Raw genomic sequence first — 16,590 nt, forward strand, 5'->3', positions numbered from 1 at the left:
CATGCGGCGGTGCTACTTACGTCCGAACCAGCGCCGCTTCCTCGGCTGCGCCGGCTCGTCGGCGAGTTCGGGTTCCGGGAAGTCCTCTCCGACGAACTCCAGCGACAGGACGGTCTTGTCCGCGTCGACCTGCGACGGCGCGTGGTGCGCGACGATCTCGGCGGCCTCCGTGGCGCCCAGCGTGTCGCCGTCGCCGATCACCGGGCCGTTCTCGAGAAGGTAGATCGCGGTGTTGACGATGCGGCCGAAGGTGTCCTCGGCGGACTCGTGCGACTGCACGATCTCGACGTCGGGCAGCCCGAGCATGTCGAGTCCGCGCGTATGTCCGGTCATGATGCCGTCGGGTCGCGGCGCGACGTTCAGGGCCACCCACGCCGGGAGCATCGGATCGGGGAGCGTCTCGATCGCCAGGTCGCGGAACAGCGGAGGCAGGATCACGTGATTCGCGCTGCCGAAGTACACGGCGACGATCGACTCCGACAGTGCCACCGCGGCAGCGATGACCTTCGACAGCAGGACCGCATCGGCGATCGCCTCGACATGGTTCGTCTCATGTCCCGGCCGGACGACGGTGACGATGGTGTGCGCCGAGTAGTCGGCGGGCGCCGGAGTGTGATCGGGCCACAGCCGGCTGTACTGGGCGATCTCGGCGAGGTCGTCGCCCACCGGTGCCGCGATCCCCATCAGGAAGATCTGCCGGTCGCCGTACGACAGCGACAGGGGCGAGTCGGCGTCGTCGGCCGCCCCCGACCCGGCAGCAGCGTCGCCGACGCTCAGCAGATCGGCGTCCAGGTCCGGGAAGTCGTTGAGCATCTGTGCGGCGAGGCGCTCGGCGGAGAGTGCGGGATCGAGTCGGCTCTGGAACAGCATCGCGAGGCTGGGCACTGGAGTCCGGTCCTTTGCAGTGGGGTTCGAGGGGCGGTCCGGCCGAAGCGGAACGCCGTCAATCCTGCCAGAACAGGGAACGACGAAGCCCGCCGGGATCCGGCGGGCTTCGTCTGCGTGGTGCGCGATACAAGGATTGAACTTGTGACCTCTTCCGTGTCAGGGAAGCGCTCTCCCACTGAGCTAATCGCGCGGGTCTTATTGAGTTGGTGCCGTTACTTGAACTCGGTACCGGTGTTCGGTGGAGGTGGCGACGGGAATCGAACCCGTGTGCACGGCTTTGCAGGCCGTTGCCTCACCACTCGGCCACGCCACCAGGTGATCTTTCCGAGCGGATGACGGGATTCGAACCCGCGACCCTCACCTTGGCAAGGTGATGCGCTACCAGCTGCGCTACATCCGCATGCCGGTGAACTCGTCTTGTGGACGCTGTCGCTCACCGGCGAGAACAAACACTAGCGGTACGGCGGCGACATTTGCAAACCGGGGTCCCCGTCGGACCGTGGACTCCGCCAGATCAGCCGCTCCGCCTCGGACGCTCCGAGGTCGCTCGCGGCGAATGCGGTGACGTCGGCGGCTCGCTGACGGAGATGGTCGGCGACGCTCCGGTCGAATGCGGCGTCGACCCGGGACTCGAAGTCGTCGATCGGGCCAGTGGCGTCGAGCCAGGCACGTCGGTCGAGCTGTTCTCTGGCGCGGTCGGCGCCCTCGGCGTATGTCAGGAACGCCAGGACTCGATCCGTGAGGGCGTCGGCGCGCTGGTCCAGGCCGCTCGACTTGTCGATGTAGGCGTTGACGATCTCCGGATCGGATGCGCGGGGGCCGAGGGGCTGCGAACCGAGGATTCGGCGCGCCCTGCGAATCGCGGCGGCGGACTCGGCGACCGTCCGAACCTCGGCGTCGAGGTCGATGCGGGCCTGGTATCGATCCAGCAGATCGTCGTGCCATGCCGGGTTCTGGTGCAGCCGCGCCGCCACTACGGCGGCCAGCACCGCCAGCCGGCCGTTCTCGTCCGCCTGCATCAGCCGTAGCGCGGCCTGCTCTTCGGAGTCCGGTCGGTAGCGCCGGCGCAGTCGCATGTCGGCGATCTCAGCGGTCTCCACGTGCTCGGGCGGTTCGACGAAAGGGAGCCAACTCAAGCCGACCGCTCGGGCGCGCAGGGTGAAGTCGCGACCTCTCCAGGTGTCCAGCGCCAGCGCCAGGTGGCCGGACACCGTTCCGTCGCGGGCTGTCTCGCCGAACACCGTCTCGCCGCACGGGTCCGGGCCGCCCGCATCCGCGGCGGCCCGGGCGGCGTCGTCGTACTGCTGCTTGCGGATTCGGCGCGACTCGCGGAGACGCTCGGTGTGCGTCGTGAGTCGCCGAGCCAGTGCGTCTCGAACGGGCCGTGGGCGGCGAAGCGGGCGTCGGTCGTCGCCGTCGGAGCGTCGGGCATCGCGCGGGCGGTAATCGGAACTGCCGGACGCGGGCTGCCGGACAAGGATCGCCACGGCGACCACGACGAGTGCGGCGGCGACGAGTATCAGTGTCATGGACACAGCACAGCATGAGGGTCGGACAACGAGACGAGGCCCGGCGGTCGCCGGGCCTCGCTGTCGGATCTGGTGCGCGATACAAGGATTGAACTTGTGACCTCTTCCGTGTCAGGGAAGCGCTCTCCCACTGAGCTAATCGCGCGGGTCTTATTGAGTTGGTGCCGTTACTTGAACTCGGTACCGGTGTTCGGTGGAGGTGGCGACGGGAATCGAACCCGTGTGCACGGCTTTGCAGGCCGTTGCCTCACCACTCGGCCACGCCACCAGGTGATCTTTCCGAGCGGATGACGGGATTCGAACCCGCGACCCTCACCTTGGCAAGGTGATGCGCTACCAGCTGCGCTACATCCGCATACCGGTGAGCTGCCTTGTGGGCGTTGCTCACCAGCGAGAAGAACACTAGCGGCACGTATGTCGTCAAGACAAATCGTGAGGTCAGCGACTTACATGGATGTGATTCCGCAGATGGGAGCGTTCTTGGCACCCCGGAGACGGGCTCGCGACCGTTCCTCGCGAGTGTTCCCGGCTTTCGAGCGGGGGATTTGGTGCCGTCGGCCGCGATGTGTAATCTGTTTTCTCGTGCGACCGACGCAGGTCGTTCATAACTCGATACGGTCCCGTGGCTCAGTGGAAGAGCGTCCCGTTCACACCGGGGAGGTCGCTGGTTCGATCCCAGCCGGGACCACAAGAAGAAGACCCGCAGGTTACTGCGGGTCTTCTTGCTGTTCGACGCGCGACTTGCCACTCGACGCGCGAGCGCGATCGCGACTCGACGACGTTCCGCCTCTCCTCCTGCTGTTTCGCAGATCTCGGTCCAGCGAGTGCCTCCTTTCTCTCTACTTTCGCCCCGCTCGGGGGCTTGCCACGACTTCGCATCGACCCTATTCTGAACGCACTTCATTAATAGGTATGGCAAACCTAAGACACATGCGTGAGGAGCGATATGACGACGCTGGAAGCGCCACCGGTGCAGACCGCCGACGACCCGCCGACCGATCCGAAGGTTCAGCAGCGCGAGGACTCCCGCGCGCTCCGCGAACTGATGCGCCCGGTGGCCCCGCAACTGGCCCTCGGTCGTGGACTCGCGGTGATCTCGGGTGTGCTCGCAGTGGTCCCGTACGTCGCGCTGGTGCACATCGGCGAGGTCCTGCTCGATGCGGCCCGTGCGGAGGCACCCGTCGACGGCGATGAGGTGAACCATTGGATCGAGATCCTGATCGTCACCTTCACCCTGCGGCTCGCCGTCTATTTCGTGGCACTGGGCGTCACCCACTTCGCGGACATCCGACTGGGGCATACGATCCGCCTGCGGATGGTGGAACGTTTCTCGCGTGTGCCGCTCACATGGTTCACGTCGACGAACTCCGGCCGCGTGCGCAAATCGCTGCAAGACGATATCGGAACCATCCACCACCTCATCGCCCACCAGCCAGTCGACGGCACCCAGGCCGTGGTGATGCCACTGGCGTTGACGGCCTACGCGTTCGTCATCGATTGGCGGCTGGGTCTGCTGGCCATAGCGACGGTTCCCCTGTACGCCGCCGCGATGGCGTTGGGAATGCGCGGCATGGCGGAGAAGACCGTTGAGATGGACGCCAAGCTCAGCGTGGTCTCGGCACGGATGGTCGAGTTCGTCACGGGTATCACGGTGGTGAAGGCATTCGGACGGGTGGGCCGCGCGCACAGCGCCTATCAGGAGGCCGCCGGCGATTTCCAGGCCTTCTACTACGCCTGGGTGAAGCCGCTTCTTCGAGTCAGTTCGCTGGGTACCTCCCTGCTCGCGGTCCCATTGGTACTGCTGATCAACATCGGCGGCGGCGCCTGGCTGGTGCACCGCGGCGAGGTCACCACGGCCGACGTGCTCGCCACCTCGCTCATCGCATTGTTGGTCCCGTACGGCATCGAGGTGCTGATGAACTCCATGTGGTCATCGCAGATGGCGGGCGCGTCCGCGCGGCGTCTCACCGACCTGCTCGAAACCCCGACCCTCGACGACGACGGTGTTCGCGCCCAGCCCGAAGGACACGACGTGGAATTCGACCACGTCAGCTACTCGTACGGCGGGCCGGGAGCGGACCTGGCACTCGACGACGTCTCGTTCACCCTCCGCGAGGGCACGATCACCGCGCTGATCGGCCCTTCGGGCTCGGGCAAGTCGACCATCGCGATTCTGCTGGCGCGCTTCGACGATCCCTTCGCGGGGCAGATCCGCCTCGGCGGCGTACCGATCGCCGAGATCGACCACCTCTACCAGCACGTGAGCTTCGTGTTGCAGGAACCGCAACTGCCGTCGATCTCGCTCCGCGACAACATCGCCCTCGGCCGGCCGGACGCGACCGACGAACAGATCCGCGCAGCCGCCCGTGCCGCCCGGATCCTCGACGACATCGAAAGTCTCCCGGACGGCTTCGACACCGTCTACGGCTCGGCGAGCGGGCTCTCCGGCGGTCAGGCGCAGCGCATCGCCATCGCGCGTGCCGTACTGGTCGACGCCCCCGTCCTCATCCTGGACGAGGCCACCGCGCTCACCGATCCGGAGTCCACGCACCAGATCCAGCAGGCGCTCAGTGATCTGGCCCGCGACAAGACAGTGCTTCTGGTGGCGCACCGACCCGAGGTGGTCGAGGGCGTCGATCAGATCGTGCTCGTGGACAGAGGGCGCGTGCTCGCAACCGGCACGCACGACGACCTCCTCGGCGAGCCCGGCTACGCCCGCCTGTGGGAGTCGGTCGAGGAAGGCGAGAAATGATGAACCTGCCACTGATCGACATCATCCCGCGGATGAAGCGGATGGTCTCCGCGCCCGAGGCGCTGGCCCCGGCGTTGCTGGCCGCAGTGCTGGCCGGTCTGGTCGAAGGCCTGGCCCTGGTCGCGTTGCTCCCGGCCATCAGCTCGCTCGCATCCGGCGAACGGGTGTGGGGATCGGGAACCGCGGGATGGCTGATCGTCTTCGCAGTGCTCGCGGCGGCGGCCTTCGCGCTCATCTACATTCAGGAGCGGCGCACGTACGCGGTCGCTCTGGACTTCCTCCACAGCATTCACCGGCTGGTGGGCGACCAGGTGTCGAGACAGCCGCTGGGCTGGTTCGCACGCCCGCTGTCCGGCCGATTGTCGCGGATGGTCTCGTCGGAGTTGATGATGGCGGGCGAGATCTTCGCCCACATGATCGGCCCGCTGGTCTCGCGGATGACTGCGGCGATCGTGATCGTGGTGGCGTCGTGGTTCTGGAATCCGTGGCTCGGTCTGATTCTGACGATCGCCGCACCGGTGTTCGTGATCATCACCCTGGCGTCGACTGCGTTGATGCGCAGTGGCGAGCGGATTCACGAGCCGGAAGAGGTGAACCTGGCGAACCGCATCGTCGAGTACGCGCAGTGCCAGGGCGCACTGCGATCGTGCGGTCGAGGCCGCTCGTTCGCACCGTTGGACGCCGCGTTCGGTGACACCCTCCGCGCCCGAAGAAGAGCACAGTGGATCGAGACCGCCGGTCTGTTGCTCTCCGGCATGGCGACCCAGGGAGTGATCGTCGCGCTGATCTCCATCACCGGAGCGCTGGCCGTCTCGGGGGCGCTCGAACCGATTCCGGCGCTGGCGTTCGTCGGTTTCGCACTGCGCTTCACTTCCACCCTCTCCACCATCACCGAGAGCGCGATGAGCCTTGAATCTCGGCGGCCGCTGCTCGACGCCATCGACGAGGTGCTCACCGCCGAACCGCTGCCTGAGCCGCCGTCTCCGGCCGAGTTGACCGCTCCCGGCACGATCGAACTCGACCGGGTGAGTTTCGCCTACCGCTCCGACCAGGATCCGGTCCTGCGCGACGTCTCGCTCCGGGTGCCCGCCGGTGCGATGGTGGCCCTGGTCGGTCCCTCCGGCAGCGGCAAGACCACGCTGATCAGACTGGTGAGCCGCTTCCATGACGTCGACGCCGGCACGGTGAATGTCGGCGGCGTGCCGGTGACCGAGCAGACCACCGAGCAACTGATGGGGCAGTTGTCGCTGGTATTCCAGGACGTCTATCTGTTCGACGACACCCTTGAGGCCAATGTCGCAGTCGGCCGGAGCGGCGCGTCGCGGGATGAGATCCGCGCGGCGGCGGACCTGGCCGGCGTCACCGAGATCGCCGAGCGGCTCCCGGACGGCTGGGATTCGCGGGTGGGGGAAGGTGGGCGAGCACTCTCCGGAGGCGAACGGCAACGAGTCGCCATCGCACGGGCATTGCTGAAACGGTCACCGATCGTGCTGCTCGACGAGGCCACCTCGGCGCTCGATGTGGAGAACGAGGCGAACATCGTCGCTGCCGTCGAACGATTGCGCACGCAGGCCACCGTGCTGATCATCGCGCATCGTCTGGAGACGATCGCCGCGGCCGACCAGATCGTGGCGCTCACCGACGACGGGCGAGTGGAGGCGCAGGGCACGCACGAGCAACTCCTGGCCCAGGACGGCACGTACTCGCACTTCTGGAACCGGCTGCACAGTGCGCAGGGGTGGCGGATCGTCGCCGACTAATCTGGACCGGTGCAGGGTTCAAGCTCACCGGACAACCGGCCCGTCCGCGGCGGACGGAAGGTGGGGCGCAAGCCCGCCTTCACCGCCGACGACGTGGTCGCCGCGGCGATCGCCGAGGGCATCGACCGGTTCACGCTCTCGGCGGTCGCCGAACGGCTCGGCGTCGTGACGGCTGCCATCTATCGGCTGTTCCCCTCGCGCGACGACTTGGTGATCGCCTGCCTCGACGCGGCAGGGGCGACCATCGCGCTGCCGGAGCCGGGCAGCCGATGGCGCGACGTACTGCGGTTGTGGGCCGACGAGTGCTGGCGAGTCTGCGACGACTTCCCCGGACTCGCGTTGCTCGTATACGCCTTCGCACCGGCGCCGTCACGGATCGAGCACGTCTTCGCCGCCTACGTCGCGGCCCTGGCGGCGGAGGGGAAGACCCGCGGCCAGGCGATGTTCGCCCTGGACTTCCTGGGCGACTCGGTATTCGCCTCGCACCTGTCGGTGGAGTCGATGCGCGCGGTAGACGAGCGCGGCGACTCCGGACTGGACCGGATCCGCCGGGCGCTCGGTGCGGGCGACACCGCTCTGCGTCCGGACGACTCGTGGATCGACCGCGGGGCGGTCGACACCAAGATCGACTTCATCCTCGCCGGCCTGGAACACCACTGGCCGGAGATCTGAGCCGTGCCCGGCGTCAGGCGCCGATACCGCGGGCGATCTGCGGCCAGGACTTGTGCAGCTGGTCCTGCCAGTACTTCCAGGAGTGCGAACCGGCCGGAACACGGTCGACCGTCGCAGGAATGCGGAGACGGCCCAGTTTCGCGGCCAGGCCCTCGGTGCACTGACGCGTCGCCGCCTCGATCGCGCCGCCGACGACGATCTGGTCGGTGAGCGTCGCCGAGTCCGGGACGTACTGCGGGGTGTCGTACTTGCCGGGCAGACCGGTCGCGGCGCTCAGGTACAGCGAGACGCCGCGCAGCCCGGCAGCGTTCACGACCGGATCGTTCTGACGCCACAGGGGACCGTTGTACGGCCCCCACATGTTCCGGGCGTCGCCGCCGCCGCGGGTCTCGACCACCAGCCGCACATACGTCTGGCCGGGCTGGGTGGAGGTGGCCGCGCAGCCGCTGTAGGCGGCGACGGTGCGATACAGACCCTTGTGGGCGATCGCCAGGTTCAGCACCGAGGTGGCCGACGAGGAGATGCCGGCGATGGCGTTCCGGCCGTTGGTGGAGTAGGTGCTGTCGATGACTGCGGGCAGTTCCTCGCCGAGGAAGGTCGACCACTTGTTGACGCCGAGCTTCTCGTCGGGCTTGAGCCAGTCCGTGTAGTAGCTGAACGCGCCCTTCATCGGAATCACCACGTAGGCGTTCTTCTGTGCGAAGAAGTTCACGACGTCGGTCTTGCCCTGCCAGGTCGCGGAGTCCTCGCCGCCACCGGCCCCGTTGAGGAGATAGAGCACGCCGGCGGGCCGAGACCGGTCCTTCGGCAGAAGGACGGTCAGCGGTATGTCGCGGTTCATCGCCGCCGAGTGCACCACGATGTCGGTGCTGGTGGGACCGGTGGCGCTGGACGACACCAGCGCGGAGGCCGGCGCGGCCGAGACGGGCGCGGCCGGCAGGCTCGCGCCTCCGACGATGAGGGCGGCCGCCGTGGCGGCGAGGGCGATTCGGGAGGGTCTGCGGATCACGGTTCGGAGTTCCTGTCGTCGGGGCGGGGGAGCGGAGCCTTTCGCGGAGCCCTGTCAGGCGAGCGGAGCCCAATCAGGCAATGAGGCTGGTCACATACTTGCACATTCCGTGTCCGCTATCGGCCCTTGTCGAACATCAGGTCGGGCCGCGCCCGTAGATTCGGGCGAACTCACCGCCCGCAGCCAGCAGCTCCGAGGCCGAACCGTGCTCGATGATCCTGCCGTCGGCGAGCACTGCGATCGTGTCGGCGGTCGCGAGCGTGGAGTACCGGTGGGTGACGATGAGCGTGGTGGTGCGGTTCCGCAGTGCCTCCAGACCACGGCCGATGATGAGTTCGGTGCGCGGGTCCGCGGCGCTGGTGGCCTCGTCGAGGATGAGGATGTCGGGGTCGGCGGCGAGCGCGCGCGCGACCGTGATGAGCTGTCTCTCGCCCGCGCTGAGCAGGGTGCTGTCGCCGGAGACCGGCGTCTCGGGTCCACTCGGCAGCCCTGCCAGCAGCGAGTCGACCATCGCTTCGTCGACCGCGCGGCCATCGGTGGGGCGTCCGTAGTCGACGTTCTCGCCCGCCGTCCCGCTGAACAACCACGGATCCTGCGTCACCACCGCCATCATCGACCGCACCTTCGAGCGCGACATCCCCGCGATGTCCTCGCCGTCGATCAGGATCCGTCCGGCGGTCGGGTCGGCGAACCGCTGCAGTAGCCCGGTGAGTGTGGTCTTGCCCGACCCGGTGGCGCCGACCAGCGCGGTGGTGCGTCCGGCGGGCAGCGTCAGGTCGATTCCGCGCAGTACGGGGCTGCCGTCGGCATAGGAGTAGTGCACGCGCTCGAAGGCGACCGTCGGCGGAAGCGTGTGCCGTCCGTGAGCGGCGACCGGCTCATCGTCGACCGCGGGCTCGGGCTCCTCGTCGGCGCCCAGGAACGTGCGCACGCGACCGAATGAGATGAAGCCCGACTGCAGGGTCGGCAGCGTGCTCGACAACTCCGTCATCGGGGCCGAGAGCTGCTGGGTGTACATCACGACGGCCTGCAGGGTCCCGAGCGTGACGGCGCCGTCGAGCATCTTGAGCGCACCGAGGACCGCGATGATCACGAACACCAGGGCGTTGCAGAAGGTGAGGACCGGGGTGATGGAACCGCTCCACGCCTGCCCGCTGCGCGCCGCGCGTTCCAGCCGGCGGTTGAGCTCGTCGAACTCCCGCGAAGTCTGCGGATGTCCGTCGTACGCGGCGATCATGTCGTGGGCACCGTAGACGTCTTCGATATGTGCGCTGATCGACGAGGTGGTCCGCCACTGCGCCTGCATGTGCGGGCGGGCGAACCGGACCACCGTGAACGCCAGGGCCGCGGTGACCGGGATCGTGGCGAAGGCGATGAGGGCGAAGAAGGGGGAGAGCAGGATCAGCGCGACCGCCACCGCCACCACGGTGAGCATCAGCACCGGCAGTTGGACGAAGAGCGGGCCGATCACCGTCGACATGTTGTCGACGTCGACGGTCATCGCGTTGAGCACCTCGCCGCGCCGACCGCCCTCGAGTCGGGAGACCGGCAGACGGTGGATCTTGCGCTCCACCCGTTCGCGGATGGTGCGGATCGCGTCCTGAACCGCGCTGTTCACGAGCAGGCCGCTGCCGATGCGGGTGATCGTGACCAGGGCGATGGCGATCAACGCGACTGCGGCGGCGGCCCACAGCCGGTCCCAGTCGATCCCGGCGCCCGGTACCGCGCCGGTGGTCTCGACCACGTTGGCGAGATCGCCCTGCCCGCTTCTGCGGAGTTGCTCGACGGCCTGCTCCCGAGTGTCGCCCGCGGGCAGCCTGGTGCTCACGGCGCCGGAGAAGATGATGTTGGTGAGGCGGGCCAGGAGCACCGGCACGGTGACCGTCGACAGGGCGGCGACCACCGACAGGACCAGCGCGAAGCTCAGCCTGCGGTCGGAGCCGAGGAAACGCCGGAACTCGCGCAGCGCGCGGACGATCCTCATCGTGAGACCCCCGTCGCCACAGTCGGCCCCTCAGGAGCAGGAGCAGGAGCGGCCTGTGCCTGGGCGAACTCGCGGTACACGGCGCATCGGGTGAGCAGGTCCTCGTGGCGTCCAGTCGCGACGATCCGGCCGGCGTCGAGCACGGCGATCAGGTCTGCGGAGCGGACGTTGTCCACCTGCTGGTCGGCCAGCAGAATCGTCGCCTCGGGCAGAGTGGCCCGGATTCCCGAGAGCACCGATTCGGCGGTACTGCGGTCCATCGCCGAGAACGCCGAGTCCAGGCACAGGATCCGCGGTCGCCTCACCAGCGCGCGTGCCACCGCGAGCCGCTGCCGCTGTCCGCCGGAGAAGTTGGATCCGCCCTGCGCCACCTCGGTGGAGAGTCCGCCGCGGTCGACGACGGTCGTCGCCATCTGAGCCGCCTCGAGGGCGCGCCAGAGCCGGTCGTCGTCGGCCTCGGCGTCGCCGAGGCGGAGATTCGATTCGACCGTGCCCGCCACCAGTGACTGACCCTGGCCCACGTGGGCGACGGCCGCGCGCAGGTCGGGCAGGTGCCACGCCCCGAGTCGGACGCCGCCGGCCTCCACGGTCCCGGATGCGGGGTCGAGCAGTCTCGGCACCAGCGCGAGCAGCGACGACTTGCCGCTGGAGGTGCCGCCGATCACGGCGGTCACCGTCCCCGGCAGGCACGTCAGCGAGACCGCGTCGACGGCCGGGTGATCTGCACCTTCATACCGCACGGTCGCCGACCGGAAGGTCAGCGGCAACGGACCGTCGACGACGGCGGTCCCGTCGTCGTCCAGGCCCGCGGGACGGTTGATCACGGCCGCCAGGCGGGTGGCGCTGGCGCGGGCGCGGGGGAGCATTCCGGCCAGTGCGATGAACACCGTGATACCCGCGACGATCTGCATCAGGTACCCGGTGAACGCCGTGAGGCCACCGATCGTCAGATGCGAGTCCTCGATCAGACGGGCGCCGAACAGGCTGGTGGCGACGCTCGCCAGATTCGCGATCAACAGGACCCCGGGCAGCAGCATCAACTGCAGTGCCGCGACCCTGCGGACCAGAGCCGTCAGATCGCGATTGACCTCGGAGAACCGGGTGCTGGCGGCCCGCTCGCGGCGGAACGCGCGGATGATCCGGGTACCGCCGAGTTGTTCGCGCAGCACCCGGTTGACGCGGTCGACCGCACCCTGGACGCGCGTGGCCAGGGGCGTGACATAGACGACGAAGATCCCGATGCCGATGCTCAGCACGATGGCGGTGACGACGATGACGGGTGCCAGGCGCACCGACTCCCGCAGCGACATGGCGATCGCACCCACGGTCACCAGCGGTGCCGCCACCGCGACGCTGGTGGTCAGGAACACCGCCTGTCCGACCACCGAGGTGTCGAGGGAGGTCCGAGTCAGGAGCGTGGGCGTTCCGAGTTCGTGATAGGTGGCTGTGGAGAAGTCGGCGACGTGCCGGTACACCGATCGACGCAGGTCGGCTGACGTGCCCGCCGAGAGCGCCGCGCCGAGCGCGATGGCGGCGAGCGAGGCGACCAGTCCGCCGATCGCGACCGCCAGCATGATCGCGCCCATCCGTTCGATGTACGGAACATCGCCCGCCACCACTCCGTTGTCGATGATGAGCGCGTTGAAGGTGGGCTGGGCCAGGCTCGCGGCCATCGCCAGGATCTGGGCGAGGATCACTCCGGCGACGATCGCGCGGCGGTTGCGCATCGACGATGCGGCGAGCCGGACGAGATCGGCGCCCGGCCGGGCCGCGTGTGCTCCACTCACCTGGAACGGCTCCCTTCCCGAGCGACGGCCCCGTGCGGGCGCGTGCTCGTGTCTCATGCGTGCCGGACGCCGGCACCGGATGCCAGTATGGCCAGCGTCGCCGGGCGGAGGGGGCGGACGGGTCGAACTCCACAAAGAACCCTGGTCCGACACCCCTGTGCGCCGTACCGCCTCGGCGGACGGACCGGACGTATTATCGCCGAGTGAAAATCAGCGGGGCGGATACACGTCCGGTGACATGGTCGATGGTGGCACTGGCCGCTGTCGGTGCGGCGTTGATCATCGCCTGGAACATCTGGGTGGCGCCGTTCGACCACCCGGTGTTCGGACTCTTCAACATGGGCATCGACACGCGCGTCTACCGCGGAGGGGCCGCGGCGGTGTGGGACGGACGCCCGCTCTACGACCTCCCTGTGTACAAGGTGTGGCAATTCACCTACACCCCGTTCGCCGCGATCATCCTGGTGCCGCTGGCCTGGATCCCCGAGCACTCCGCCCAGTTCCTGTGGAACGTCGGCAACGTCGTGTGCCTGCTGGGTCTGGTCGCGGTCTCGCTGCGCTCGCTGCGGTTCCGGATCGACGGGCGATTCGTCGCCTTCGTCGTTCTGTTCGCGGTGTCGGTGATCGGTCTCGAACCGGTCCACACCACGTTCTGGAACGGTCAGATCAACCTGGTGCTGGCGCTGATCGTGATCGCGGATCAGGTGCGGCGAAGCGAGCGGATGCGCGGAATCGGCGTCGGGCTCGCCGCCGGTATCAAACTGACCCCGATCTTCTTCACCGCGTACCTGCTGATCACCAGGCAATGGCGCGCCGCGGTGACGGCGGTCGTCACCTTCGGCGTCACCATCGCCATCGGTCTGGCCATCCTCGGTTCGGAGGCGTGGGGGTTCTGGACCGACAGCCTCTCGCAGACCGGGCGGATCGGGCCGATGGACCACCCGGCCAATCAGTCGCTCAACGGCTTCTTCGCCCGACTGGTGCCCATGGGACTCGGGCACACGCCGAGCTGGCTGTGGATTCCGGTGGGTGTGGTCGTCGGACTGCTCGGTCTGTGGGCGGCGTACGCGGCCCACCGCGACGGCCAGGAACTGCTCGCGTTGAGCATCACCGGCATGACCTCGTGCGCGGTCTCGCCCTTCTCCTGGGGACATCACTGGGTGTGGGTGGTGCCCTTGCTGATGGTGGCGGTGGTGCACTGCTTCGACGCGGCCGACCGGCGCCGCCCGGTCACGTGGCTGTGGTGGCTGGCACCGGCCACGGTGGTGGCGCTGACGTTCACCTGGTGGCATCGGGTCACCGTCGTCGGCCCCCACGGGCACGAGGACATCAAACTCTCGTTCGGTGTGTTCCGGTTCCTCCGGGCCCCGATCGGCCCGGCGTGGGAACTGCCGTTCCGTTTGGCGGGCAGCGGGGCGTATGTCCTGTTGCTCCTGATCACGATCGCGGTCACTCTGTGGATGTGCGACGGGATGCGCGCGATACGATTCAACGCGACCGTGCCGCGTGTCCGTGACCGACATGCGGCAGCCGCCCCTCTCGACACCGAATAGAGGAATCACGACCGTGCCCGACAACGTCGCTGCCGAAAGAGCCCGCCTGCCCGAGACCGTCCGGGTTCCGGCGGGCACTACCGCCGGCGCCGCCATGCGGGACGCGGATCTGCCCGACGGTGTCGAACTGCCCAACAAGGGACCGCAGGCGGTGGTCGTCGTCCGCGAGGCCGACGGCACGCTGCGCGACCTGTCGTGGGCGCCGGAGACCGACACGCTGGTCGAGCCCGTCACCGCGGACTCGGAGGACGGACGCGCGGTGATCCGCCACTCGTGCGCGCACGTGCTGGCGCAGGCCGTCCAGGAGCTGAACCCGAAGGCGCATCTGGGCATCGGGCCGCCGATCACCGACGGCTTCTACTACGACTTCCAGGTGGACGATCCCTTCACCCCCGAGGACCTCAAGGCTCTCGAGAAGCAGATGAAGAAGATCATCAAGTCCGGTCAGCGGTTCTCCCGCCGCGTCTACGAGTCGAAGGAGCAGGCGCGGGCCGAGCTCGCGGACGAGCCGTTCAAGCTCGAACTGATCGACGACAAGGGCGCGGCCGACGACGCCGAGGTGATGGAGGTCGGCGGCGGCGAGCTCACCGCCTACGACAACCTCAATCCGCGGACCGGGGAGAAGATCTGGGGCGACCTGTGCCGCGGCCCGCACGTGCCGACCACCAAGTACATCGCCGCCTTCAAGCTGACGCGCAGCTCGGCCGCCTACTGGCGCGGCGATCAGTCGCTCGCCGACCTCCAGCGCGTGTACGGCACCGCCTGGGAGTCCACCGAGGCGATGGACGCCTACCTGGACCGTCTCGCCGAGGCCGAGAAGCGCGACCATCGCCGGCTCGGCGCCGAACTGGACCTGTTCAGCTTCCCCGACGAACTCGGTTCGGGTCTGCCCGTCTTCCACCCCAAGGGCGGCATCATCCGCAAGGAGATGGAGGACTACTCGCGCGAGCAGCACGCTGCCGCCGACTACGAGTTCGTCAACACGCCGCATCTGACCAAGGGGCATCTGTTCGAGGTGTCGAAGCACCTCGACTGGTACGCCGACGGCATGTTCCCGCCGATGCACCTCGACGCCGAGTACAACGACGACGGCACCGTCCGCAAGCCCGGCCAGGACTATTACGTCAAGCCGATGAACTGCCCGATGCACAACCTGATCTACCGGTCGCGCGGGCGGTCGTACCGTGAACTCCCGCTGCGGCTGTTCGAGTTCGGTTCGGTGTACCGGTACGAGAAGTCCGGCGTGGTGCACGGTCTCACCCGGGCCCGCGGCTTCACGCAGGACGACGCGCACATCTACTGCACGCAGGAGCAGGTGGTCGAGGAGCTGACCACCACGCTGAACTTCGTGCTGCAACTGCTCAAGGACTACGGTCTCGACGACTTCTACCTGGAGCTCTCCACCAAGGATCCGGAGAAGTACGTCGGATCGGACGAGGTCTGGGACGAGGCGACACAGACGCTGCGTCAGGTCGGCGAGGCCTCCGGTCTGGAGCTGGTTCCCGATCCGGGCGGCGCCGCGTTCTACGGGCCCAAGATCTCCGTGCAGGTCAAGGACGCGCTGGGCCGCACATGGCAGATGTCCACCCTGCAGCTCGACTTCTTCGAGCCGGAGCTCTTCGAACTCGAGTACACCGCCTCCGACGGCACCAAGAAGCGACCGGTGATGATCCACCGCGCGCTGTTCGGCTCCATCGAGCGGTTCTTCGGCGTCCTCACCGAGCACTACGCGGGCGCGTTCCCGGTGTGGCTGTCGCCGGTGCAGGTGGTCGGCATCCCGGTCGCCGACGCCTTCGCCGACCACCTGCAGGGCGTCGTCCGGCGCCTCAAGGGCCGACGGGTGCGCGCCGAAGTGGACTTCTCCGACGACCGGATGCAGAAGAAGATCCGCAACCACACCACCGCCAAGGTGCCGTTCATGCTGCTCGCCGGCGAGCGGGACGTGGAGGCGAACGCCGTGAGCTTCCGGTTCCGCGACGGAACCCAGCTCAACGGGGTGCCCGTCGACGACGCGATCGTGGCGATCGACGAGTGGGAGGAGTCGCGCCGCAACGATTCGCCGACCGCCGCCACCATGCAGGACTTCCTCGATGCCGCACGCAAGCGTCGATGAGGGAGCAGCGTCGATGACCGATCCGGATCACCTGCAGCGGTTGTGGACGCCGCACCGCATGAGCTACATCACCGCGGCCGCGCCCAGGCGGGCGGTCGACGGCGGTGAACTCACCGGGCACCCGTTCCTCGACATCCCGCGGATGTCGGACGAGGACGGGCTGATCGTCGCGCGCGGGGAGTCGGTGTACGTGGTGCTGAACCTGTACCCGTACAACCCCGGCCACGCCATGGTGGTCCCGTACCGTCAGGTGGCCGACCTCGAGGATCTCACTCCCGAGGAGAGCCTCGAGTTGATGGCGTTCACGCAGCGGCTGATCCGGGTCATCAAGTCGGTCTCGAATCCGGATGCGTTCAACGTCGGACTCAACCTGGGGGCGCCGGCCGGCGGCTCGCTGTCGGAACACCTGCACCAGCACGTCGTCCCGCGATGGACGGGCGACTCGAACTTCATCACCGTCGTGGGGGACACGAAGGTGCTTCCGCAACTCCTCCAGCAGACGCGCGCGCTGCTGGCACAGGCGTGGAACGAACTTTCTTAAGG

At 68.0% G+C, this 16,590-nt stretch carries 11 protein-coding genes and 7 tRNA genes; 7 read left to right on the forward strand and 11 right to left on the reverse strand.

Annotation, left to right across the window (positions count from 1 at the left end):
• Positions 1-12: 12 nt before the first annotated feature.
• The 8 genes from ACK8HH_RS08485 to ACK8HH_RS08520 all read right to left on the reverse strand — a co-directional run bounded on the left by ACK8HH_RS08485 (position 13) and on the right by ACK8HH_RS08520 (position 2,772).
• Positions 13-885: a DUF4261 domain-containing protein gene (locus tag ACK8HH_RS08485; protein ID WP_412475688.1), complete on the reverse strand. Its 873-nt coding sequence runs from the start codon at positions 883-885 to the stop codon at positions 13-15.
• A gap of 118 nt (positions 886-1,003) precedes the next feature.
• Positions 1,004-1,078 (reverse strand) — tRNA-Val (locus ACK8HH_RS08490).
• A gap of 49 nt (positions 1,079-1,127) precedes the next feature.
• Positions 1,128-1,201, reverse strand: a tRNA-Cys gene (locus tag ACK8HH_RS08495).
• 14 nt (positions 1,202-1,215) lie between these two features.
• A tRNA-Gly gene (locus ACK8HH_RS08500) sits at positions 1,216-1,288 on the reverse strand.
• Positions 1,289-1,340: 52 nt separating this feature from the next.
• Positions 1,341-2,417 carry a hypothetical protein gene (locus ACK8HH_RS08505; RefSeq protein ID WP_222111773.1) on the reverse strand — a complete coding sequence of 359 codons (1,077 nt, stop codon included), beginning with the start codon at positions 2,415-2,417 and terminating at the stop codon, positions 1,341-1,343.
• A gap of 70 nt (positions 2,418-2,487) precedes the next feature.
• A tRNA-Val gene (locus tag ACK8HH_RS08510) sits at positions 2,488-2,562 on the reverse strand.
• A 49-nt stretch (positions 2,563-2,611) separates the two neighbouring features.
• Positions 2,612-2,685: transfer RNA gene (locus tag ACK8HH_RS08515), tRNA-Cys, on the reverse strand.
• A gap of 14 nt (positions 2,686-2,699) precedes the next feature.
• Positions 2,700-2,772 (reverse strand) — tRNA-Gly (locus ACK8HH_RS08520).
• 261 nt (positions 2,773-3,033) lie between these two features.
• Between ACK8HH_RS08520 and ACK8HH_RS08525 the strand changes: the two genes are divergently transcribed.
• The 4 genes from ACK8HH_RS08525 to ACK8HH_RS08540 all read left to right on the forward strand — a co-directional run bounded on the left by ACK8HH_RS08525 (position 3,034) and on the right by ACK8HH_RS08540 (position 7,601).
• Positions 3,034-3,105: transfer RNA gene (locus ACK8HH_RS08525), tRNA-Val, on the forward strand.
• Positions 3,106-3,363: 258 nt separating this feature from the next.
• Positions 3,364-5,169: an ABC transporter ATP-binding protein gene (locus tag ACK8HH_RS08530; RefSeq protein WP_412475689.1), complete on the forward strand. Its 1,806-nt coding sequence runs from the start codon at positions 3,364-3,366 to the stop codon at positions 5,167-5,169.
• Positions 5,169-6,929 carry an ABC transporter ATP-binding protein gene (locus tag ACK8HH_RS08535; RefSeq protein ID WP_412475728.1) on the forward strand — a complete coding sequence of 587 codons (1,761 nt, stop codon included), beginning with the start codon at positions 5,169-5,171 and terminating at the stop codon, positions 6,927-6,929. Before ACK8HH_RS08530 ends, ACK8HH_RS08535 begins: the two co-directional genes overlap by 1 nt.
• A 9-nt stretch (positions 6,930-6,938) precedes the next feature.
• Complete coding sequence (locus ACK8HH_RS08540; protein ID WP_006896373.1) at positions 6,939-7,601, forward strand: TetR/AcrR family transcriptional regulator; 663 nt, start codon at positions 6,939-6,941, stop codon at positions 7,599-7,601.
• A gap of 13 nt (positions 7,602-7,614) precedes the next feature.
• Here the strand turns inward: ACK8HH_RS08540 and ACK8HH_RS08545 are convergent, their stop codons facing one another.
• The 3 genes from ACK8HH_RS08545 to ACK8HH_RS08555 all read right to left on the reverse strand — a co-directional run bounded on the left by ACK8HH_RS08545 (position 7,615) and on the right by ACK8HH_RS08555 (position 12,381).
• Positions 7,615-8,610 (reverse strand): alpha/beta hydrolase, encoded by a 996-nt coding sequence (locus ACK8HH_RS08545; protein WP_222111771.1) that lies wholly within the window; start codon positions 8,608-8,610, stop codon positions 7,615-7,617.
• A 136-nt stretch (positions 8,611-8,746) separates the two neighbouring features.
• Positions 8,747-10,594, reverse strand: coding sequence for an ABC transporter ATP-binding protein (locus ACK8HH_RS08550; RefSeq protein ID WP_412475690.1), 1,848 nt, complete (start codon positions 10,592-10,594; stop codon positions 8,747-8,749).
• Entirely contained in the window at positions 10,591-12,381 is a 1,791-nt protein-coding gene (locus tag ACK8HH_RS08555; RefSeq protein ID WP_082781349.1) for an ABC transporter ATP-binding protein, read from the reverse strand. The genes ACK8HH_RS08550 and ACK8HH_RS08555 overlap by 4 nt, the downstream gene beginning before the upstream one ends.
• A gap of 203 nt (positions 12,382-12,584) precedes the next feature.
• On the opposite strand from ACK8HH_RS08555, the gene ACK8HH_RS08560 reads away from it, so the two are divergent.
• From ACK8HH_RS08560 to ACK8HH_RS08570, 3 genes are all read left to right on the forward strand, one after another.
• Positions 12,585-13,934: a glycosyltransferase 87 family protein gene (locus tag ACK8HH_RS08560; protein ID WP_412475691.1), complete on the forward strand. Its 1,350-nt coding sequence runs from the start codon at positions 12,585-12,587 to the stop codon at positions 13,932-13,934.
• A gap of 94 nt (positions 13,935-14,028) precedes the next feature.
• Positions 14,029-16,047 (forward strand): threonine--tRNA ligase, encoded by a 2,019-nt coding sequence (thrS, locus tag ACK8HH_RS08565; RefSeq protein ID WP_375004126.1) that lies wholly within the window; start codon positions 14,029-14,031, stop codon positions 16,045-16,047.
• Positions 16,048-16,060: 13 nt separating this feature from the next.
• The gene (locus tag ACK8HH_RS08570) at positions 16,061-16,588 is read left to right on the forward strand and encodes an HIT family protein (RefSeq protein WP_006896379.1); all 528 of its coding nucleotides are present in this window, start codon (positions 16,061-16,063) and stop codon (positions 16,586-16,588) included.
• Positions 16,589-16,590: the final 2 nt, after the last annotated feature.

The sequence above is a fragment of the Gordonia sp. LUNF6 genome (assembly GCF_047041125.1).
Taxonomy (GTDB): Bacteria; Actinomycetota; Actinomycetes; order Mycobacteriales; family Mycobacteriaceae; genus Gordonia; species Gordonia sihwensis.